20 protein-coding genes are annotated in these 19,802 nt (G+C 73.2%); 12 read left to right on the forward strand and 8 right to left on the reverse strand.

Features of this window, described 5'->3' with window-relative positions; translation table 11 throughout:
• Positions 1 to 74: 74 nt before the first annotated feature.
• Both ACGF3J_RS01015 and ACGF3J_RS01020 read right to left on the reverse strand, forming a co-directional pair.
• Entirely contained in the window at positions 75 to 644 is a 570-nt protein-coding gene (locus ACGF3J_RS01015; protein ID WP_346346336.1) for an SMI1/KNR4 family protein, read from the reverse strand.
• A gap of 142 nt (positions 645 to 786) precedes the next feature.
• Positions 787 to 1,152 carry a VOC family protein gene (locus ACGF3J_RS01020; RefSeq protein WP_161332541.1) on the reverse strand — a complete coding sequence of 122 codons (366 nt, stop codon included), beginning with the start codon at positions 1,150 to 1,152 and terminating at the stop codon, positions 787 to 789.
• 130 nt (positions 1,153 to 1,282) lie between these two features.
• Between ACGF3J_RS01020 and ACGF3J_RS01025 the strand changes: the two genes are divergently transcribed.
• A complete protein-coding gene (locus ACGF3J_RS01025; RefSeq protein ID WP_161332540.1) occupies positions 1,283 to 2,248 on the forward strand; it encodes a YafY family protein in 966 nt (321 codons plus the stop codon).
• A gap of 7 nt (positions 2,249 to 2,255) precedes the next feature.
• On the opposite strand, the gene ACGF3J_RS01030 is transcribed toward ACGF3J_RS01025, so the two are convergent.
• Positions 2,256 to 3,662, reverse strand: a complete 1,407-nt coding sequence (locus tag ACGF3J_RS01030; RefSeq protein ID WP_161332539.1) for an MFS transporter — start codon at positions 3,660 to 3,662, stop codon at positions 2,256 to 2,258.
• A gap of 296 nt (positions 3,663 to 3,958) precedes the next feature.
• On the opposite strand from ACGF3J_RS01030, the gene ACGF3J_RS01035 reads away from it, so the two are divergent.
• Genes ACGF3J_RS01035 through ACGF3J_RS01085 form a run of 11 tightly spaced genes read left to right on the forward strand, consistent with a single transcriptional unit; the run spans position 3,959 to position 14,098 of the window.
• On the forward strand, positions 3,959 to 5,446 hold the full coding sequence (locus ACGF3J_RS01035; RefSeq protein ID WP_393853323.1) for an aldehyde dehydrogenase: 1,488 nt from the start codon (positions 3,959 to 3,961) through the stop codon (positions 5,444 to 5,446).
• A 23-nt stretch (positions 5,447 to 5,469) separates the two neighbouring features.
• Complete coding sequence (locus ACGF3J_RS01040) at positions 5,470 to 6,462, forward strand: VOC family protein (RefSeq protein WP_393853324.1); 993 nt, start codon at positions 5,470 to 5,472, stop codon at positions 6,460 to 6,462.
• Positions 6,459 to 7,259, forward strand: coding sequence for an aspartate dehydrogenase domain-containing protein (locus ACGF3J_RS01045; protein ID WP_393853325.1), 801 nt, complete (start codon positions 6,459 to 6,461; stop codon positions 7,257 to 7,259). The genes ACGF3J_RS01040 and ACGF3J_RS01045 overlap by 4 nt, the downstream gene beginning before the upstream one ends.
• Positions 7,256 to 8,071 carry an alpha/beta fold hydrolase gene (locus ACGF3J_RS01050; protein ID WP_393853326.1) on the forward strand — a complete coding sequence of 272 codons (816 nt, stop codon included), beginning with the start codon at positions 7,256 to 7,258 and terminating at the stop codon, positions 8,069 to 8,071. Before ACGF3J_RS01045 ends, ACGF3J_RS01050 begins: the two co-directional genes overlap by 4 nt.
• A 5-nt stretch (positions 8,072 to 8,076) precedes the next feature.
• On the forward strand, positions 8,077 to 8,598 hold the full coding sequence (locus ACGF3J_RS01055) for a cupin domain-containing protein (RefSeq protein ID WP_393853327.1): 522 nt from the start codon (positions 8,077 to 8,079) through the stop codon (positions 8,596 to 8,598).
• Positions 8,591 to 9,340, forward strand: a complete 750-nt coding sequence (locus ACGF3J_RS01060) for a 3-oxoacyl-ACP reductase family protein (RefSeq protein WP_393853328.1) — start codon at positions 8,591 to 8,593, stop codon at positions 9,338 to 9,340. The genes ACGF3J_RS01055 and ACGF3J_RS01060 overlap by 8 nt, the downstream gene beginning before the upstream one ends.
• 59 nt (positions 9,341 to 9,399) lie before the next feature.
• On the forward strand, positions 9,400 to 10,191 hold the full coding sequence (locus ACGF3J_RS01065; RefSeq protein ID WP_393853329.1) for an SDR family oxidoreductase: 792 nt from the start codon (positions 9,400 to 9,402) through the stop codon (positions 10,189 to 10,191).
• A gap of 9 nt (positions 10,192 to 10,200) precedes the next feature.
• Positions 10,201 to 11,832 carry a thiamine pyrophosphate-binding protein gene (locus tag ACGF3J_RS01070; RefSeq protein WP_393853330.1) on the forward strand — a complete coding sequence of 544 codons (1,632 nt, stop codon included), beginning with the start codon at positions 10,201 to 10,203 and terminating at the stop codon, positions 11,830 to 11,832.
• A gap of 14 nt (positions 11,833 to 11,846) precedes the next feature.
• On the forward strand, positions 11,847 to 12,806 hold the full coding sequence (locus tag ACGF3J_RS01075) for a PDR/VanB family oxidoreductase (protein ID WP_393853331.1): 960 nt from the start codon (positions 11,847 to 11,849) through the stop codon (positions 12,804 to 12,806).
• A gap of 37 nt (positions 12,807 to 12,843) precedes the next feature.
• Positions 12,844 to 13,068 carry a recombinase-like helix-turn-helix domain-containing protein gene (locus ACGF3J_RS01080; protein ID WP_114530323.1) on the forward strand — a complete coding sequence of 75 codons (225 nt, stop codon included), beginning with the start codon at positions 12,844 to 12,846 and terminating at the stop codon, positions 13,066 to 13,068.
• 1 nt (position 13,069) lies between these two features.
• Entirely contained in the window at positions 13,070 to 14,098 is a 1,029-nt protein-coding gene (locus ACGF3J_RS01085) for a Rieske 2Fe-2S domain-containing protein (protein ID WP_393853332.1), read from the forward strand.
• Here ACGF3J_RS01085 and ACGF3J_RS01090 read toward each other — a convergent pair.
• The 5 genes from ACGF3J_RS01090 to ACGF3J_RS01110 form a co-directional block, all read right to left on the reverse strand.
• Positions 14,077 to 14,625: a MarR family winged helix-turn-helix transcriptional regulator gene (locus ACGF3J_RS01090; protein WP_393853333.1), complete on the reverse strand. Its 549-nt coding sequence runs from the start codon at positions 14,623 to 14,625 to the stop codon at positions 14,077 to 14,079. The genes ACGF3J_RS01085 and ACGF3J_RS01090 overlap by 22 nt on opposite strands.
• 91 nt (positions 14,626 to 14,716) lie before the next feature.
• Positions 14,717 to 16,090: an AAA domain-containing protein gene (locus ACGF3J_RS01095; protein ID WP_393853334.1), complete on the reverse strand. Its 1,374-nt coding sequence runs from the start codon at positions 16,088 to 16,090 to the stop codon at positions 14,717 to 14,719.
• Positions 16,087 to 17,694: a hypothetical protein gene (locus ACGF3J_RS01100; protein WP_393853335.1), complete on the reverse strand. Its 1,608-nt coding sequence runs from the start codon at positions 17,692 to 17,694 to the stop codon at positions 16,087 to 16,089. The genes ACGF3J_RS01095 and ACGF3J_RS01100 overlap by 4 nt, the downstream gene beginning before the upstream one ends.
• Complete coding sequence (locus tag ACGF3J_RS01105) at positions 17,685 to 18,887, reverse strand: hypothetical protein (protein WP_393853336.1); 1,203 nt, start codon at positions 18,885 to 18,887, stop codon at positions 17,685 to 17,687. Before ACGF3J_RS01105 ends, ACGF3J_RS01100 begins: the two co-directional genes overlap by 10 nt.
• Positions 18,784 to 19,749, reverse strand: coding sequence for a phosphatase PAP2 family protein (locus ACGF3J_RS01110; protein WP_393853337.1), 966 nt, complete (start codon positions 19,747 to 19,749; stop codon positions 18,784 to 18,786). The genes ACGF3J_RS01105 and ACGF3J_RS01110 overlap by 104 nt, the downstream gene beginning before the upstream one ends.
• Positions 19,750 to 19,802 lie beyond the last annotated feature (53 nt).

Genomic DNA, 19,802 nt, shown 5'->3' on the forward strand with positions numbered 1-19,802 from the left:
CTCGGTAGTGCGCTGACCGGAAACGATCACCGGATGGGCGCCGACCACCACGACCCAGAAGCTCCCCGTGTGCCTCAGTTGAGGGTGACGCAGCCACACTGGATCCGCTGACTGGTTTCCTCCGGACCGAGGATCCGCTCCAGATCCTCGAGAACCGATGCGAAGAATTCCGACAGGTCCGGGAAAAGACCCATGGTCTCTACGTCGCCGTCACTCCACTGCCCCACCGAACCTGTCTCCGCGTCGATGAAGAAGCCGTACATCTCACCACACGAGTAGGACTCGGCGGCGAAGGGAATCCAGCCCTTCCTCCAATAGTCCTCATCCTCGCTCGGACCAGGCATCATCTGATGATGCAGCCGCTCGATACTCGACAGAGGCAGCAGCGCCCATCCGCCGACGAGGAACTCGCCTTCAGGGCAGGACCCCGTCAGGCCGTTCGACGCGTCGAGCCGGGTGACGGTCCCGTTGTTGACCTTCAGATAGGCACGCAGGGCCTTCGGGAACCGAACACCCGTCTTCTCCTCGACAGCAGCGATCTCCTCCTCGCTCGCCGCATCCCCCAGAGCGCGGTGACTGACCGGGGCGTACTCACGTAGCCAGGACACAACACGCTGCCACGACTCAACTGCCTCACTCGGCACGCAGACCTCCAGTCAACAATCCACTGATCACGCTGGGACATTCGCGCGTCAGGGACGATCCTGTCCCTGCGGCACAAGCACATTCCAGCGCGACGGCGAGTTGATGCCCACCCCGCACCCTCTGCTATCCATGCCCACACAGCTAGTCGACCGGCGACACCCGGATCAGGTTGCCGTCCGGGTCCGCGATCACGAAGGTGCGGCCGAAGACCTCGTCGTGGGGTTCCTCGACCACCGTGACGCCCCTGGCCACCCACGCGGCGTGGATCCCGTCGATGGCCGCCGAGGAGCCCGGGATCATGAGGCCGACCTCCGAGGTGCGCGGCGTCCCCGGGGCGACCTGGTCCGCGCCGCCGCTCCAGAGCGCGAACAGCACGCCCGGGGCGACCTCGAACGGAACGTAGCGGGGTGTGGTCATCACCGGCTTGATGTCGAACAGGTCGGAGTAGAAGGCGGTCGCGCGCTCTACGTCGGTGACGTAGACGAGGAAGAGATTCGGTGCGGGCATGGCTGTCGGGCTCCTTCCGGGCGGGCCGGTTCCGGCCCTCGCGGTACAGCCTCGCGTGAGAACATGACAGGGATTGTCGTGTTCCGACGAGGAGATCCGGCGGAGTGAGTCCTACGAGGGAGCTGTCGCCATGAGCCGGCCCCAGCGCCTGATCGAGCTGCTCGCCGCCTTGCAGGCGCATCCGCGAACCACCGCCGAGGCGCTGGCCGAGGAGCTGGGCGTCTCGACGAGGACCGTGCTGCGCGACGTGCGGGCGCTGGTCGACGCGGGCATCCCCGTCTTCACCGAGCGGGGCAAGTACGGGGGCATCAGCCTGCTGCCCGGCGACCAGGTGGACCTGGCGAAGCTGACGACCGGAGAGGCGGACCTGCTGCGGGCGGTCGGGCTCGATCTCGACCGGGCCCGCCAGCTCGGCGGCGAGGCGGCCGCCCGGTCGGCGCTGCGCAAGCTCACCTCACGCCGGTCACCGCCGCCCGCCCGGGACGACCTGCCGCTGGCCCTCACCGACGTGATCGCGATCGACAACCGGCCCTGGTTCGAGGAGGCCGCGCCCCTGCCCGACGTGGCGGGCCTGGTCCGCGACGTGCGTACGGCCAGGCGGCTGCGGATCGTCTACCGGCGCAGCGGCGCCACGACCGCGCGGGACCTCGTGGTCGACCCGTACGGGCTCGTGCAGCGGGGCGGGCGCTGGTACCTGGTCGCCGACCGCGACGGGCGGCCCCGCATGTTCGCCCTCTCCCGTCTCCAGCGCTGGACCGTACTCGACAGCGCCCGCCGGCTGCGGCCCGGTGCCGACCTCGTGGGCACGGCGCGGGAGCTGGGCGAGGCGCTGGAGAGCGAGGAGCGCGTCGTGGTCACCGCCCGCGTCGACGCCGGCAGCCTCGACCTCGCCCGCCGGATCCTGGGCGCCAGGCTCAGGACGGCGGGCGAACCGGGGGCGGACGGGCGGGTCGAGGTCACCGTGGCGTACGACCGGATCGACGCGGTACGCCAGTTGTTGCAGTTCAGCGAGCACATCGAGGTCGTCGCCCCGGAGGCGGCCCGGGAGCTGGTGCGCCGGCTCGCGGCGGGGATCGCGCGCACGCACGCCGGGTGAGCGCCGGCTACGGCGCCATGTCCTCCAGCGTGCGGCCGCTGGTCTCCTCCGCCCAGGCCGCCGCCACCAGGGAGCCGGCGACGGAGACGACCGCCAGGGTCACGAAGACCCCGCCCAGCGCCCCGCCCGCGTAGATGGCACCCACCACGACCGGGCCGAGGATGACGCCCAGGCGGTTCGCCGCACCGCCCACGCTGGAGCCCAGCGCCCTGATCCGGGTGGGGAACAGCTCCGGGGTGTACAGGTAGAGGCAGATGTTGGAGCCGAAGAGGAAGACCGCCGCCAGGGACGTCCAGACCAGGACGCTCGCCGCCGAGCCGCCGGCGGTCAGGCCCAGGAGCAGCAGGCAGAGGGCCGCGGCCGCCATGCACCAGATCACCGTGTTGCGGCGGCCGACCCGGTCGACGGTGAGGGCGACGACCAGGCAGCCGACCAGGCCCGCGCAGCTCGTCACCGTCGAGTAGAGCAGTGCCGTGGACAGGCTGAGGTCGAAGTGGTCCTTGTAGATGGTCGGCAGCCAGGACGTGATGCCGTAGTTCGCGAAGTAGCCCGTGAACCAGAGAGCTCCGATGACGAGGGTGCGCCTGCCGTACCTGCCGCTCAGCAGTTCGCGCAGGCCGCCGCCCTTGCCCGCGGCGGCCGACCGGACGCGCGACGCGGGAGCGGGGGCGGGCAGCGGGGCGCCGGTGATCCTCTCGACCTTCCGCTCGATCGACGCCATCGTCGTCAGCGCCTCCTCGTGCCTGCCGTGGTCGGCGAGCCAGCGCGGCGACTCCGGCACGTAGCGGGCGAGGGCGAAGCACAGCAGGCCGGGGACGGCCGCCAGGCCGAACACCCAGCGCCAGCCGAGCACCGGCACCAGCCAGGCGGCCAGCAGCGCGCCGGCGGTCAGGCCCGCCGGGAAGACCAGCTCGTACAGGAGGACGAAGCGACCGCGTTTGTGGGCGCGGGTGATCTCCGCGATGAAGGTGGCCGCGATCGGTACCTCGCCGCCGATGGCCATGCCCTGGACGAAGCGGAGCGCCATGAACGGCTCGGGCGAGGTGCAGAGCGTCAGCGCCAGGTTGCACAGGCCCGACAGGGCGATGCAGCCGGCGATCACCTTCACCCGGCCGATGCGGTCCGCGAGCCTGCCCGACACCAGGGCGCCGACCAGCATGCCGATGGATCCGACGGTCATCAGAGCCGTGACCTGGGTCGTGCCCAGGTGCCACTCGGCGCGCAGGTCCGGCAGGGCGTAGGCGATCAGAAGCTGGTCGAACGCCTCGAAGAAGGTGACGGCGCCGACGACGAGCCGGACCATCACCTGCCAGCGGCACAGGGGCAGGCGTTCGAAGCGGGCGCCGATGGCGGCCGCGAGCTCGGCCTGGTCGCCATGTCGGCCTGGGGTGTCGCGAGCTGCGTCGATCGTCATGGTGAGGTCTCCGGATCCCGTACGGAGGGGAGGCTACAGGGCCGCACGGGACGGTTCGGGCCGCACGGCACGGCGGAGCGACCGCGTGCCCGGCGGCGGTGAGGGCTGGAGAGGTGCGCGCCCTACTTATGTAGGCGCTGAATTTCTCAGCGCTTAAGTTCTACCGGTAGCCAGCCGAGGTTAGGCAAGGCTTACTCCTGACGTCGTCGAAAATTTCCGACGGCGGCCCCTTGCGGGAAAAATATTTAAGCCCTTAGATTTCTAGCACTTAGACGCACCCCACCCGGAGGCCCTTCATGCCGCGCATCCCAGCCGACGAGATACTCATCGCGGGACAGTGGCGACGTGGCGGCGGACGTCCGATCCACACCGTCGACCCGGCCGACGGAAGCGTCCTCACCACCGGCCACGCCGCCTCGGCGGAGGACGTGGACGAGGCCGCGCACGCGGCCGCCGCGGCCGCCGCCGCACCCGAGTGGCGCGACCTCCCGCCCCACCGCAGGGCCCGCGTCCTGTACCGGATCGGCGACCTGATCGAGGAGCACGCCGACGAACTGTCCGCGCTGCAGACCGCCGACACCGGCAAGACCCTCGGCGAGACCCGCGCCCTCGCGCTGAGCGCCGCCGGCACCTTCCGGTACACGGCCGCCGCCCTGGAGACGGGCGAGGACGCGCTCACCCCCTCGCGCGGCCCGTACCTCACGATGAGCACCCACGAACCGATCGGCGTCGTCGGCGCGATCAACCCGTGGAACTCGCCGATCGCCTCCGACGCGCAGAAGACGGCACCCGCCCTGGCCGGCGGCAACGCCGTCCTGCTCAAACCCGCCGAGTGGACCCCGCTGGTCTCCCTCGCCTTCGGGCGCCTGGTCCACCGGGTCCTCGCCGAGGCCGGACTGCCGACCGCGCTGCTCGCCGTCCTGCCGGGCAGGGGGAGCGTCGTGGGCGACGCGATCGCCAGACACCCGCTGGTCGGCAGGATCGGCTTCACCGGCGGCACCGCCACCGGACGCGCCATCGCCCGCGTGGCCGCGGACAAGCTCGTGCCCGCTTCGCTCGAACTGGGCGGGAAGTCACCGACGATCGTGCGGGAGGACGCCGACGTCGAACAGGCCCTCGCGGGCGTCATGTACGGGATCTTCTCCTCCAGCGGCCAGTCCTGCATCGCCGGTTCACGGCTCTTCGTGCACGCCTCGCGGTACGACTCCTTCGTCACGGAACTCGTCCGGCGGGTGCGCGAGCTGCGCGTCGGCCCCGGTACCGCCCCCGGCACACAGGTCGCGCCGCTCGTGCACCACGCGCACCGCGACAGCGTCGCCGCGGCCGTCGAACTCGCCCGCGAGGAGGGCGGCCGGGTGCTGTGCGGCGGCGCCGTACCCGAGGGCGAGCGGTACGCGAAGGGCGCCTACTACCTGCCGACCGTGATCGACTCCCTGCCGAACTCGGCCCGCGTCTGCCAGGAGGAGATCTTCGGCCCGGTGCTCGTCGCCCTGCCCTACGAGGACGAGGACGAACTCGTCGCCCAGGCCAACGACTCCGTCTTCGGGCTCGCCTGCGGCATCTGGACCCGGGACGCGCGGGCCGCCTGGCGGCTCGGGCGGCGGATCGAGGCCGGAACCGTCTGGATCAACACCTACAAGCAGTTCTCCGTCTCCACCCCCTTCGGCGGGGTGAAGGACTCCGGGCTCGGCATCGAGAAGGGCCGCGACCTGATCCGTGCCTACCAGCGGCAGAAGTCCCTGTACTGGGGCACCGACTCCACGCCCCTGCCCTGGGCCAACTGACCCACACCACGGGAGATCCCGCCATGAACCACCCCCCGACCGACCTCGCCACGACCCACCCCCCGATCGGCCGCCTGCGCGCCCTGCGCTCGGTCGAACTGCTCACCCCGAACTACGCCGAGGCCGTCGACTTCTACGAGGAGGTGTGGGGCCTCCAGGTCGTCGAGGCCGAACACAGCGCGAGCTGGCTGCGCGGCACCGGCGAGGAGCACCACGCCCTGCGCCTGACCCGCTCCGACACCGTCGGCCTGGGCCGCCTCGTCTTCGCGCTCGGCACCCCGGCCGAGATCGACGAGGCCGCGCACCGGCTCCGGGCCCGCGGCATCGCGCTCGTCACCGGACCCGGCCCGCTCGACCAGGTGGGCGGCGGCTACGGGCTGCGCTTCCACGACCTCGACGGACGGCTGGTCGAACTCTCCGCCGACACCTGGGCGGTCACCGCGCGCGGTCGGGACGTGTCCCTGCCGGTGGGCGTCACCCACGCCGTCCTCAACACCCCCGACATCGACGCCTCCGTCGCCTTCTACCGCGACGTGCTCGGCATGCGCGTCTCCGACTGGTCCGAGCACCAGATGGCGTTCCTGCGCTGCGGCACCGACCACCACTGCGTCGCCTTCAACCAGGCACCGTGGGTCTCCCTCAACCACGTGGCCTACGAGATGACCTCGCTTGACCACTTCATGCGCGGCCTCGGCCGGCTCAAACACCACGGCATCACCCCCGAGTGGGGCCCCGGCCGGCACGGCCCCGGCAACAACACGTTCTCGTACTTCACCGACCCCACGGGCCTGGTCTGCGAGTACACCACCGAGGTCGCCCAGATCGTCGAGGACACCTGGATCTGCAAGGTGTGGCGGCGCACCCCCGAGCTGTCCGACCTGTGGGGGACCGCGGGCCCGCCCTCGCAGCGGATCCGGGCGCACATGGCGGGCACCCCCGACGGCAGCCCGGTCGTCCCGCCCGTGGACGCCCCCGCCACCCCCACCCCGGCCGGCACCGAAGGAGCAGCGGCATGAACGGCGGCACACGCAAGGTCGGCATCGTCGGCTGGGGCGCCATCGGCCGCACCGTCGGCGGCGCGCTCGCCGCGGGCGAGGTGCCCGGCGCCGAACTCGTCGGCATCGTCGACAACCGTCCCCTCGGCGACGCCGTTCCCGCCCCGCAGCTCGCCATGGAGGAAGCCCTCGCCGCCTGCGACCTGATCGTCGAGGCCGCCGGCCAGGGCGTCGTACGGGAATGGGGTGAGGCCGTCCTCGCCTCCGGCACCGACCTGCTCGTGGCCTCCACCGGAGCGCTCACCGACGAGGAACTCGCCAAGAAGCTCCTCACCGCCGGACCCGGCCGGGTCTACTTCACCGGCGGCGCGGTCGGCGGCCTCGACCTGCTCCAGGCCGTACGGGCCATGGGGCCGCTCGGCGAGGTCACCCTGACCACCACCAAACTGCCGTCCACCCTCGAACAGCCCTGGATGGACGAGGAGACGCTCGCCCGCATGCGGTCCGCCTCCGGGCCGGTGGAGGTCATGCGCGGCACCGCACGCGACGTACCGGTCAGGTTCCCCAAGTCCACCAACGTCGCCGCCTCCGTCGCCCTCGCGGTCGGAGACCTCGACGCCGTACGGGTACGGGTCGTCGCCGACCCGGGCGCCGCGCACACCTCCCACGTCATCGAGGCGAACGGGCCGCAGGGCTCGTACCGCTTCGAGGTCCGCCACGTCCCCGACCCGGGCAACCCGGCGACCAGCCAGGTCGTCCCGTACGCCGTGCTGCGCTCGCTCGCCGCGCTGGCCGGACGCCGGGGGCAGATCCTGTGACCGCCCACGACCTCGCCGGGCTGCACCTGGCGGAGACCGGGGACCACGGACCGCTGGTGCTGTGCCTGCACGGCATCGGCTCCTCGTCCGCCGCCTTCGCACCGCAGACCGACGCGCTCGCCGCGAGCCACCGGATGGTCGCCTGGGACGCGCCCGGATACGGCGAGTCGGCCGATCCGGAGCACGATCTCACCCTCGACGACTACGCCGACACCGCCGCCGCCGTCATCCGCGCGCGGGACACCGAGGCACACGTCGTCGGCGTCTCGTGGGGCGGCGTGATCGGGCTGCGGCTCGCCACCCGGCACCCGGACCTCGTCGCCTCCCTCACCGTCGCCGACTCCACCCCCGGCTCCGGCACCAGCCGCGAGAAGGCCGCCGCCATGCGCGCCCGGGTCCCGGAGCTGGAGAGCCTCGGCCCGCGCGCCTTCGCCGAGCGGCGCGGCCCCCGCCTCGTCTCCGAGGACGCGCCGCCCGAACTGGTGCGGCGGGTCGTCGACACCATGGCCGACGCGGTCCGGCCGCCCGGCTACCGGCAGGCGGCCGAGTCGATGGCCCGCACCGACCTGCGCGGCGAACTCGCCCGGGTCGCCGCGCCCACGCTCGTCCTGTGCGGGGAGAAGGACCGGATCACCGGCCCCGACGCCTCACAGGTCCTGGCCGGCGGTCTGCACCGGACCGCCTACGTGATCGTCAAGGACGCCGGTCACCTGGCCAACCAGGAACAGCCCGAGCACTTCAACGCCTGGCTGCTCTCCCACCTGCACATCGTCACCGACACCCGTACCCGCAACCGCACCCGGAAGGGCTGATCACCATGCCGCTGACCACCGACGACTACGACAACGGCTCGGACCTCGCCAAGTACACCGACTCCCTGATCGCCTCCAAGGCCTCCCGCGAGCCGGACTGGGGCACCCTGTCCTTCCAGGAGAAGGCGGGACCGCAGTACAAGCGGGCGCAGATCCGCTACGTCGGCTCCGGCGCCACCGGCAACCACGACGACGACGGCCGGATCATCCCCTCCCGCGGCTTCACCTTCTCCAACATGCTGCTGCCGCCCGGCGCCGAGGGCCCGGCCCACACCCACCACGACGTGGAGGAGGCGTTCTTCGTCCTGGAGGGCGAGGTCCGCGTCGGCATCCACCGCGGTCCCGACGAGACCGAGTACCGCACGCTGGGCTACCGCGACATGATCGTGGTCCCGGCCGGGGTGACCCGCTCGCTGAAGAACGAGGGCGACACGGACGCCCTCTTCTGCGTGATCATCGGCACGCAGAAGCCGCAGGTGCCGACGTACCCCGAGTACTCCCCGCTGTACGGCGTCACCCGTGACTGACCCCTCCGACGGGCGCCGTACGGTCGTCGTGACCGGCGCGGGCCGTGGCCTCGGGGAGGCCATGGCCCGCCGGGCGGCGGCCGACGGGTTCCGGGTCGTCGTCGCCGAACTGAACCCGGAGTGGGGCGCCCGCACGGCGGCGGCGATCCGGGACGCGGGCGGCACGGCCGAGTCCGTCCTCCTGGACGTCGCCGACCCCGCCTCGGTCGAGGCCCTGGCCGCCCGCCTCGCCGGTGGGCCCGTGTACGGCCTGGTCAACAACGCGGCGCTGGCCAACGGCGTCGGCGGCCGGGAGTTCCAGGACATCGACGTCGAGACCTGGGACCGGCTGATGACCGTCAACGCGCGCGGTCCGTGGCTCGTCGCCAAGCACCTGCTGCCGCTGATGTCCCGCCCCGGGCGGATCGTCAACATCGCCTCGGACGCGGCCCTCTACGGCTCCCCGCGCCTGGCCCACTACATCGCCTCCAAGGGCGCGGTCCTCGCGCTGACCCGGGCCATGGCCCGCGAACTGGGCGAGCGGGACATCACCGTCAACGCCGTGGCCCCCGGACTGACCGAGGTCGAGGCGACCGAGACCGTACCGGCCGCGCGCCACGCCCTGTACGCGGCGAACCGCGCGGTACCCCGGCCGCAGCGGCCCGACGACCTGGTCGGGCTCGTCTCCTTCCTGCTCGGGGAGGAGTCCGGCTACCTCACCGGGCAGGTGGTCGCCGTCAACGGCGGCTTCACCATGCACTGAAACCCGCCCCCACACACAGAGATCCGTACATCCGTACGTCCGTCTGCAAGGAGTACCCCATGGACCTCGGCCTCGCCGACCGCACCGTCCTGGTCACCGGCGGCAGCTCCGGCGTCGGCCTGGCCACGGTCCGGGCCCTGCTCGCGGAGGGCGCCCGCGTCGCGACCTGCGGACGGGACGCCGACCGGCTCGCCAAGGCCGCGGCCGGCCTCGGCGCCGGCCCGGACCGGCTCCACACCGGCGTCTGCGACGTCCGGGACGCCGACGCCGTACGGGACTTCACCGAGCGCGCCGTCGCGCACCTCGGCGGGCGCCTCGACGGGCTCGTCAACAACGCGGGACAGTCCCGGATGAAGGCCCTCGACGAGACGACCGCGGACGACTGGCGCGACGAACTGGAACTGAAGTTCGCGGGCGTCCTCAACCCCCTCGGCGCGGCCCGCGGCCACCTCCGGGCCTCCGACGCCGCCGCGATCGTCAACGTCAACGCCGTCCTCGCCAAACAGCCCGAGACCCGGCTGATCACGACCAGCGCCGCCCGGGCCGGCATCCTCAACCTCTCCGCCTCCCTGGCCCGCGAACTCGCCCCCGAGGGCATCCGCGTCAACTCCGTCTGCCTCGGCCTGGTCGACACCGGGCAGTGGACCCGCCGCCACGCGGCCGCCGACAGCGGCCTCACCTACGAGGAGTGGCAGGCGGAGATCGCCGCCGACCGGGGCATCGCGCTGGGGCGGCTCGGCCGCGCCGAGGAGGTCGCGTACGCGATCGTCTCGCTGCTCTCGCCGCGCGCCTCCTACATCACCGGAACCAGCATCGATGTCTGCGGCGGAGTCGGCCGCGGCATCCTCTGAGGAGTTCGTATGCGTTACGACCACGGTGGCGGACTCCTGGCCGCCCATCTCAAGTCCCTCGGCGTCGACACCGTGTTCGGCATCGTGTCCGTGCACAACCTGCCGCTGGTGGAGGCCGTCGAGGCCGACCCGGACCTGCGGTTCGTGCCGGTGCGGCACGAGGCGAGCGCCGTCAACGCCGCCGACGCCTACGGCCGGGCCCGCGGCTCCATCGGCTGCGCCCTCACCTCGACCGGCACCGGCGCCGGCAACGCGGCGGGCTCCCTGATCGAGGCCCTGTCCTCCGGGACGTCGGTCCTGCACGTCACCGGGCAGGTGGAGACCGCGCACCTCGGCAGCGGGCGCGGCTTCATCCACGAGACCAAGGACCAGCCCGGCATGCTCGCCGCGGTCTCCAAGTACGCCGCGACCATCACCTCCGCACGGGAGGCGGGCCGCGTCCTGCGCGAGGCGTCGGCCGCGGCCCGCACGGCGCCGGGCGGGCCCGCGAGCGTGGAGTGGCCGATCGACCTCCAGTACGCGGCCCAGGACGACGACGGCGAGACCGCGCCCGCTCCCGAGGTGCCGGTGCCGGACGCGTCCCGGCTGGCCGCGGCACGCGACCTGCTGGCCTCCGCCCGACGCCCGCTGATCTGGGCCGGGGGCGGCGCGAACACCGCCCGTGCCGAACTGCTCGCCCTGCTGGAGGCGACCGGCGCCGGCCTGCTCACCTCCAACTCCGGGCGCGGCTCCGTACCCGAGGACCACGACCTGGTCATCGGCAACTTCGCCACCACCCCCGCCGGACGCGGGCTCCTGTCCGACGCGGACGTCGTCGTCACCGTCGGCACCCACTTCCGCTCCAACGAGACCGCCGACTACGGGCTGCGCATCCCCGAGGCGCACATCCAGATCGACGTCGACGCCGCCGCCCTCGGCCGGGTGTACCCCGCCCGGCACGGTCTCCACGGCGACGCCGCGGCCGTCCTGCCCCGGCTCACCGACGCCGCCGTACGGGCCGACGCGGAGTGGACCGACCGGGTCCGCCGGGTGCGCGACGAGGTGCGGGCCGCTCTGCACGACGGCATCGGACCCCAGGCCGCGATCTGCGACGCCCTCGCCGCCGCCCTGCCCCGCGGCAGCGTCGTCGCCCGGGACGTGACCATCCCGTCCTCGTCCTGGGGCAACCGCCTGCTCCCCATGCACGACCCGCGCGCCAACGTCTTCCCGCGCGGCGGCGGCATCGGACAGGGCCTCGGCATGGGCATCGGCGCCGCCCTCGCCCGCCCCGACGAGCCGACCGTGGTGATCGCCGGGGACGGCGGGCTCGCCGTCCACCTGGGCGAACTGCTCACCCTCGCCCAGGAGCGGCCGCGCCTCACCCTGATCGTCTTCAACGACGGCGGGTACGGCGTCCTGCGCAACATGCAGGCCACCTACACCGAACGCCGCTCCGGCGTCGACCTGTTCACGCCCGACTTCGGCGGGCTCGCCGCCGCCTGCGGGCTGCCCTACGCGCGGATCGGCGACGCGAGCGAGGCCGCGAAGGTGATCGACGCGGCCGTCGCCTCCGACGGCCCGACCCTCGTCGAGGTCGACCTGGCCGCGCTCGGCCCGATGAAGAACCCGTTCACCCCGCCCGTCAAGATCCCCACCCGGTAGGGAGGCCCGCCGACATGAGCGCCACCGAAGCCGCCGAAGAGCAGGAACTGGACCTCCTCGTCCACCGCACGACCTGGGAGGCGGAGGGAGTCCTCTCCGTCGAGCTGGTCCACCCCGACGGCAAGCCGCTGCCCTCCTGGGCACCCGGCGCACACCTGGACCTGCACGTGGGCGGTCACGTCCGCCAGTACAGCCTGTGCGGCGACCCGGAGGACAGCGGGGTCTACCGCCTCGGCATCCTCGACGAACCGGCCTCGCGCGGCGGTTCGCGCCACGTGCACACCAAGCTGCGGCCCGGCCAGACTGTGCGGGTGGCCGGGCCGCGCAACCACTTCGCCCTGGAACCGGCCGCCTCCTACGTCTTCGTCGCCGGCGGTATCGGCATCACCCCGATCCTGGCCATGGCCCGCCGGGCACAGCGCGACGGCGTTCCGTACCGGCTCGTCCACGGCGGCCGTTCGCGCGCCTCGATGGCGTTCGGCGGCGAACTCGCGGCGCTCGGCGGCGGCCGGGTGACCCTCGTGCCGCAGGACGAACTCGGACACATCGACGTCGCCGGCACGCTCGCGGACCTGCCCGCCGACGCGCTGGTGTACTGCTGCGGCCCGGAACCGCTGCTGCGGGCGGTCGAGGAGGCGGCGCCGGAGGGGCAGGTGCGCACCGAGCGCTTCGCCGCACCGGCCGCGGCGGCGCGGGAGGGCGACGACAGCGCCTTCGACGTCGAGTGCCGGGCCTCGGGTGTGACCCTGCGCGTGGCGGGCGGCACCTCGATCCTGGAGGCCGCCGAGAACGCCGGACTGGCCGTCGCCTCGTCCTGCAGGGACGGCATCTGCGGCTCCTGCGAGACCCGCGTCCTGGCCGGCACCCCCGACCACCGCGACTTCCTCCTCAGCGACACCGAGCGCGCCACCGGCGAGACGATGATGATCTGCGTCTCGCGCTGCGCCTCGGACCGCCTCGTCCTGAACCTCTGAACCCCCTGAAACAGCCGACTTCCCTACGGAGAACGCCGTGCCCGAGACCTGGCCCTTCCTGGACCCCCATCAGACCCGTGACCACGAGCCCACCCCGTACGAGCTGAAGCTCGCCCGCACGCTCGAGGACATCTTCACCAAGGACGGCCACGAACTGACCGACGTCGTCGACGGCCTCAACTCCCGCCAGCTGCGCACCCCCACGGGCGAGCCCTGGACCGAGGACGCCTTCCGCGCCGAGATGCACCGCCTGGGAGCCTGACATGACCCTCTCGACCCACGACACCGCCGACCACATCTACGCCCACGGCCTGCGCAACCAGTGGCACCCCGTCGTGCCCTCGAACTTCGTCTCGCCCGGGGACATGCGCAGGGTGACCGCCCTCGGCGAGGACTGGCTGCTCTTCCGCAAGTCCGACGGCGGCCTCTCCATGCTCGCCGACCGCTGTCCCCACCGCGGCGCGCCCCTCTCGCTCGGCAAGCACCTGGGCGACCGCGTCGCCTGCTGGTACCACGGCGTCGAGGTCGACGGCAGCGGCACGGTGACCTCGGTGCCGGGCCTGCCCGGCTGCAACCTGGAGGGCAAGACCCTCGTCACCTCACTGCCCGTCCGGGAGGTCGGCGGCGCGATCCTCGCCTACTTCGGCGACGAGGAGCACCCCGACCCGGTGGAACTCACCCTGCCCGAACCACTCGCCGACGAGGAGATCTCCGCGTTCCTCTGCTACGCCGAGTGGAACGTGCCGTGGCGGTTCGCCATGGAGAACCTGCTGGACCCGATGCACGGCGCGTTCCTGCACTCGGAGTCGCACACCATGTTCGCCGGTGACACCACCGCCAAGTTCCGCATCCGGGAGACCGCACGCGGCTACTTCTTCGAGAAGACCGACCAGCGGGGCGTCAACTTCGACTGGGTCGAGCTGTGCCACACCGGCGTCGACTGGGTGGACCTGTCCATCCCCTACCCGCCGTCGGCAGGCCCCGGGGGTCCCTTCGGCATCGTCGGCATGGCCTGCCCGGTGGACGCCGGACGCACCGGCGTCTTCTTCTGGCGGTACCGCAAGGTGAGCGACTGGCAGCGGGACACCTGGCGGTTCCTCTACAAGACCCTCGTCGAGGAGCGCCACTGGGAGGTCCTGGAGCAGGACCGCGTCATCCTGGAGAGCATGCCCGCGGACGCCGACCAGCGGGAGAACCTCTACCAGCACGACCTGGGCGTGGTCCGGCTGCGTCGCCTCTACCAGGCGCAGGCCGGGCGGCAGTCGAAGGCTCAGCCCGTCCCGGCGGGCTGAGCGGGAACGTCGTCGGAGTCCACGATCGAACGCTCCAGCTTCGACAGCAGACGGCCGAGTTGGCGGTGCTCGGCGGGCGAGAGTCCGCCGAGCATCCGGCGTTCGTTCTCCAGGTGCTCGCTGAACACCTCGTCCACCTTCCGCAGTCCGGCGTCGGTGAGCCGGGAATACACCACGCGCCGGTCCTCGGCGTCGCGTTCACGCACCAGCAGGCCGTCCTTCTCCAGCCGGTCGAGCCGCAGGGTGACCCCGGCCGACGAGACCAGCCCGGAGGCCGCGAGCTGCCCGGCGGTCAGCCGGTACGGGGCCCCGGCCCGGCGCAGCGCGGTGAGCACGTCGAAACCGGCGACGGACAGCCCGTGCTCGTCCAGCCGCGCGGTCATCCGCGACTGGTACTGGAGATACGACCGGTGCAGCCGGGCGAGCACCTCCAGGGGAGAGGTGTCCAGTTCGGGCCGCTCGCGGGCCCAGTCCCCGACGATCCCCGCCACCGCATCCGGCCGCCTCGCCGCCCTGCCCTGAGCCATGTCTTCCCCTCGCGGCGTAGATTATGGTGCTGAAATCTTAGCCCTAAGGGAATTACTCCCCCACTCACGCCGACGGGTTCCGGAGAGCCGGTCAGGGGCGCCAGGCCACCCGGTGCTCCGCCAGGTGCGCCAGCACCGCGTGATTGGCCTCCCACCCGTCCGGGAACTTCACCAGCGTGCCCAGTTGGACCGGCTCCGTGGACGGATAGTCGTCCAGGAGTCCGTCGACTCCCTCGCGGCAGACCACGATGCAGGCGTGCCGGTGGCGGGAGGCCAGGACGCAGAGGCGGCCCGTCTCCAGGTGGAAGGCGGTGGCGTCGGGGCGGCCGGAGAGGGGGTGCAGGACGACCGTGACGTCGTACTCCCGGCCCTGGAGCCGGTTCGCCGTGTCCACGGTCACGTCGCTCACCCCGAGGTCGGCCAGCGCGGCCCGCACCGCGGCGGCCTGGTCCCGGTGCGCGGTGCCGACGGCGATGCGGGCGGCGGTCAACGGGACGGGGCCGGGGGAGCGTTCCGACAGCGCCGCGCCCTCCCGGTCCAGGAGCCGCCGGACCACCGACGCCACCGCCCGTACCGCCTCCGGGTCGGTGCGCGGGGTGTGCCGGGCGGGCAGCTCGAGCAGGCCCCAGCCGGAGACCGCGGCCTCGTCGATCACCCGGTCGGGACCCGAGCCGTCCGACGGCACCGCGAAGGCCAGACTCCGGTCGCCGTGACCGGTGCCGCTGCGGAACGGGGTGTACGGGTAGAACGCGTCCGAGACCAGCCGGGCCGCCGAGGCCGGCAGGCGCCAGGAGACCGGAAGACGGTGCTGGGGGAGGCCGGGGTTGTGGGCGAGGAGGGTCGTCACGGCGGACGCCGACGGGTCGTACGCCAGGCCCGCCCACTGCTCGCTGCCCACCGTCGCGAACGGGTCCAGCTGACCGGGGTCGCCCACGAACAGCGCCCGTTCGAAGAGCCCGGCGACCGCCAGCAGGGAGTCCGAGCGCATCTGGTAGGCCTCGTCCACGATCGCGTGCCGCCAGGGCTCGTCCACCTTGACGTGCGCCCACTTCGCGGCCGTGGACAGGACGACGGCCAGGCCCGCGAGGTCGGCGGCCTTCGCCGAGGTGCGTACGTTCGCCAGGTCGTCGAGCGCCTTGTCGTACGCGTCGGTGTCGCTGCTGTGCAGGCGGCCCACCGGCAGCTCGGGGTTCTTCTCGGCGAGGCGCAGGACCAGGTCGTCCACCTGGGCGTTGGTCTGCGCCACCACCATCAGGGTGCGGCCGGCCTCGGCCAGCTCCAGCGCCGCCCGGACGACCAGCGTGGACTTGCCGGCGCCCGGCGGGGAATCCACGACGACCCCGCGCTCGGTGCCGTGCAGGGTGTCGTGGAGGATCGCCGCGGTGGCGCGCGCGGCCTCGGCGCCCGGGTCGAGGGCCGGGGCGGCGGGGGCGGTCACCGGGGTGGTGGTGGCGTCGGCGGTCACAGCACGTCCTCCTCCGTCTGGGCGTCGGCGGCCTCCGGCACGGCGGCCGCCTCACCGGGCGGGCCTCCGTGCGTCCACGGGGTCTCCTCCGGGTCGGGAAGCTTCGCGCCGCCCCGCTGCTCGTGCTCGAAGAGGGTGAAGCAGACCCGGTCGCCCTTCTCCGGCACCGACCCCGCCTCCGGCTCCTTGCCGCGGCCCATCTTGTCCATGATCCGCAGGACCAGCGTCCCGTCGCCGGGATCGCCCGCCGGACCGGCGTACTCCGCCGCCTGCGGCTTGCCGCCCAGCGACCGGTACACCCGCACCCGCTCGCCCAGGTGCGGCCGGTCGTCCGTCCGGACCGTGACCAGCGGGCGCGGACTGGGCCGCTTGCTCTCGCTGTACGCCATCACCACGTCGGTGACCTCGCCCGCGAACGCCTCCCCGGCCAGCCGCCGCCCGGCCATCACCAGCGGATCGTCCAGCGCCTCCTGGGCCTCAAGGCGGGCCTGTTCGCGCTCGCGCGTGGCCAGCTTGTTCGCCGCAGTCACCGCGTCGTCGCGGCGCGGCTGCGGGGGCTCGCCCGCCAGGACCCGGTCCCGGTGCGAGGTGAACGACCAGCGGTCGCGGGTCCAGCGGTCGTCGACGTGCGCGCCGGCCGGCAGCTCCCGCAGCAGGTCCAGGCCCCGCCACACCGACTCCCAGGTGGGCCGCGTACGACTCTCGACCAGGGCGCGGATGTCCCGCTCGGCGGCGCTGAGCGCGCCGAGCCGGTCGTCGGCCTCCAGACCGTCCTCGGCGGCGGCGAACGCGGTGCGCGCGCGGTCGTAGCGCTCGATGGCGGGGGCGAGCAGCCGGTTGTCGAAGGCCGGGTCGGTCGCCGGTCCCGCCGGCGGGCACAGCAACTGGCCCTCGGTGTCGCGCGCCAGCTCGGCCCGGCGCGCGGCCTCCGCGCCGGTCAGGCCCTCGCCCTCGGGGGCGATCCACGCCAGCAGCGCGCCCAGGTGCTGGTCCTCCAGCGTGGACTGGCCGGTCGCCCAGTGCCGGCCCAGCAGGTCGGTCATGGCCAGGAGCAGGGACGATCCCGGGACCCGGGCCCGCTCGCCGTAGTGGGTGAGCCACCGGCCGAGGAGCGGCACCCTGGGCGGTGCGGGGTGCGGGGTCTGCGGATCCTGCTCCGCCGTACGACGGAAGCGCATGGAGCGGCCGAGCAGCCGGACGAAGTCGATGCCCGCGCGGCTCGGCACGATCAGCTGCGCGGCGTCCGCGCAGAGGTCCACCTCGACCTTGACCCGCTTGCCCGTCTCCGGGTCGGTCTCGGTGCGCTCGGCGGCCTCCACGGCGTCGGCGCACGCCTCGACGTGCGGCAGCACGACGTCCGCCAGCTCGGCCAGGAACGCGAAGCGCAGGTCGCGGTCGCGGGGCTGCGGCACGACCAGCAGGCGAGGTGCGTCCCGGTCGGTGCCGACCAGCGCGCCGAGCGGGGCACCCGCCTCACCTGCGGTGATCAGCGGGACGAAGACCAGCGGACGGTCGGACAGGTGCCGGTGCCGGACGGTGGCGGCGGTCTGCGCGGCGCCGGTGCGCACGGCCTCCAGCCGGGCGAGCGTGGTGATCAGTGACACCCGGCCACCCCGCCGTCCCCGGCACCGGCCGCCACCAGCGCTTCCGCGCGCAGCCGGGCCGCCCGGCGCAGCGCGGCCACGGCCGGGTCGTCCGGGTCGCCGGCCTCCCCGCGGGCCGCGGCCAGCACGTCCTCGACCGTGGCCAGCCCGCCCAGTTCGGCCCGGACCGGGCGGCCCAGGCTGGTCACGGCGCCGTCCTCCCGGGACCGGGCGCGGCAGTGGAAGGCCAGCTCGCAGGCGGACAGGCACTCGGGCGCGTAGGTCGCGGGGACCGCCCCGACCGCCGCCGTCAGCTCCTCCGTCGGCAGCTCGGGGGAGAAGCAGACGCCGTCGGGCAGCTCGTCGGCGATGTCCTCGATCCGGGTCAGCCGGGCCAGCTGGCGGTCGGTGACCGCACGCTGCTTGCGCACGTCGACCGCGGACGCGGTGGGCAGGTTGGAGAAGTCCTTGGGACAGACCAGCAGGACGCGGTGGCGCACGCGCGGGGCGGGGTCCAGGTGCCCGGCGACCCGCTCCAGGGCCAGGACGTACACGGCGGCCTGCCGCGCGGCGGCGCCGACCTTCGCCGGGTCGGCGGCGCCGTCCAGCATGGGGAAGGACTTGATCTCCACGACCGTCCAGCTGCCGTCCGGGTGCACCACCACGGCGTCCGGCTCCAGGAAGGCGGGGGAACCCGCGACCTCCAGGGCGAGCATCGGATGGTCGAGCAGCGTCCAGGCGCCCGGTGTGCCGGTGGCCTCGCGCAGGGCGAGCGACGTCCGGGCCGCGCGCCCCTCGGGTCCGCTCGCGGAGAGGTCGGGCACGCGCGCGCCGGCGGGCGGTTCGGCGCCTTGGTCGAGCTTCTCGTGGACCAGACGCAGCAGTTCGGCGCCGCCGTCCGCCTTGACCCGGGCCTCGAAGGCGTTGCCCCGCATGAATGCGAACTGCGACTGTCCGAAGACCGACGGCGATCCCAGCGCGCTCGCGAGCGCGGCCTTGTCCACCCCGGCGCCGTCGAGGATCGCGCGCCTGCGGCACCCCGGGTTGGCGGCGAGGGCGGCCAGGGCGCGCGCGTCCAGCGCCTTGGCGGGTACGTCGGGCCCGCGCAGCTCAGCGAGCCGGTGCCGGAGTCTCGTCCCCCGCGTCCGAGGGGGCGGGGTCCGGCTCGGCTCCTGCTTCGAACCGCTGCTCGCGCTGGCGTGGGAATCGCTCACCCGCGGAAGTCTGGCATCCGCCACTGACAATCGGGGAACCCGCGCCGTCGGGGACCGGTGCGGCAGGTGTGCCGCCGGAGGCGAAGCGGGCCATGAGCCGGGTCCGCGCCCGGTTGGAGATCCGCAGCACGACGGGCGTCAGCAGCAGTCCCGCGCCCATCACGGCCGCGCCCGCGACCGCGTCGAGGAAGTAGTGGTTCGCGGTGCCCATCACCACGATGGTGGTCACCAGCGGGTAGACGACGCCGAGCACCTTCGTCAGGCGGCTGCCGCCGTAGCGCCAGAGGATCACGCCGCACCACAGGGCCCAGCCGACGTGCAGACTCGGCATGGCCGCGTACTGGTTGGTCATCCCGCCCAGTCCGCGCGGCGCGCTGGCCTCGCCGCCCCACCAGCCGTACGAGCTGTACTGGGCCATCGTGTCGACGAAGCCGTGGCTCTTGTCGAGCAGCCGGGGCGGGCAGGTCGGCAGCAGCGTGAAGCCGATGAGGCCGATGAACGTGGACGTCATCAGCCAGGTGCGCGCGGCCCGGTAGCGCACCGCGCGGGAGCGGAAGAGCCAGATCAGGATCGCCGGGGTGACCAGGTAGTGCAGTGACGCGTACCAGAAGTCGGCGGGTATCCCTATCCAGGGCTCGCTGGTGAAGAGCCGGTTGAGAGGGTGCTCCGCGTTGAGGAAGAGCGCCTTCTCCACACTCAGGATCGCGAGGCCGTGGTCGACGGCGTCGGAGACGTCGCCCCGCACGAGCAGGCGCCCGGCGGAGTAGCAGGCGTACACGAGGACGATGAGCGGCAGCTCGGTCCACCAGCGCAGCCGAGTCGCGGGGGCAGCCTCGCTGCCCGGTATCTCGGTGTGCGGCAATCCGATCGCCCTCCCCCTTCTCTCGTTGCTCGCGCGCCTCGATTGACACGGAC

The sequence above is a fragment of the Streptomyces sp. NPDC048171 genome, from assembly GCF_043202655.1.
In the GTDB taxonomy this organism is placed as follows: Bacteria; Actinomycetota; Actinomycetes; order Streptomycetales; family Streptomycetaceae; genus Streptomyces.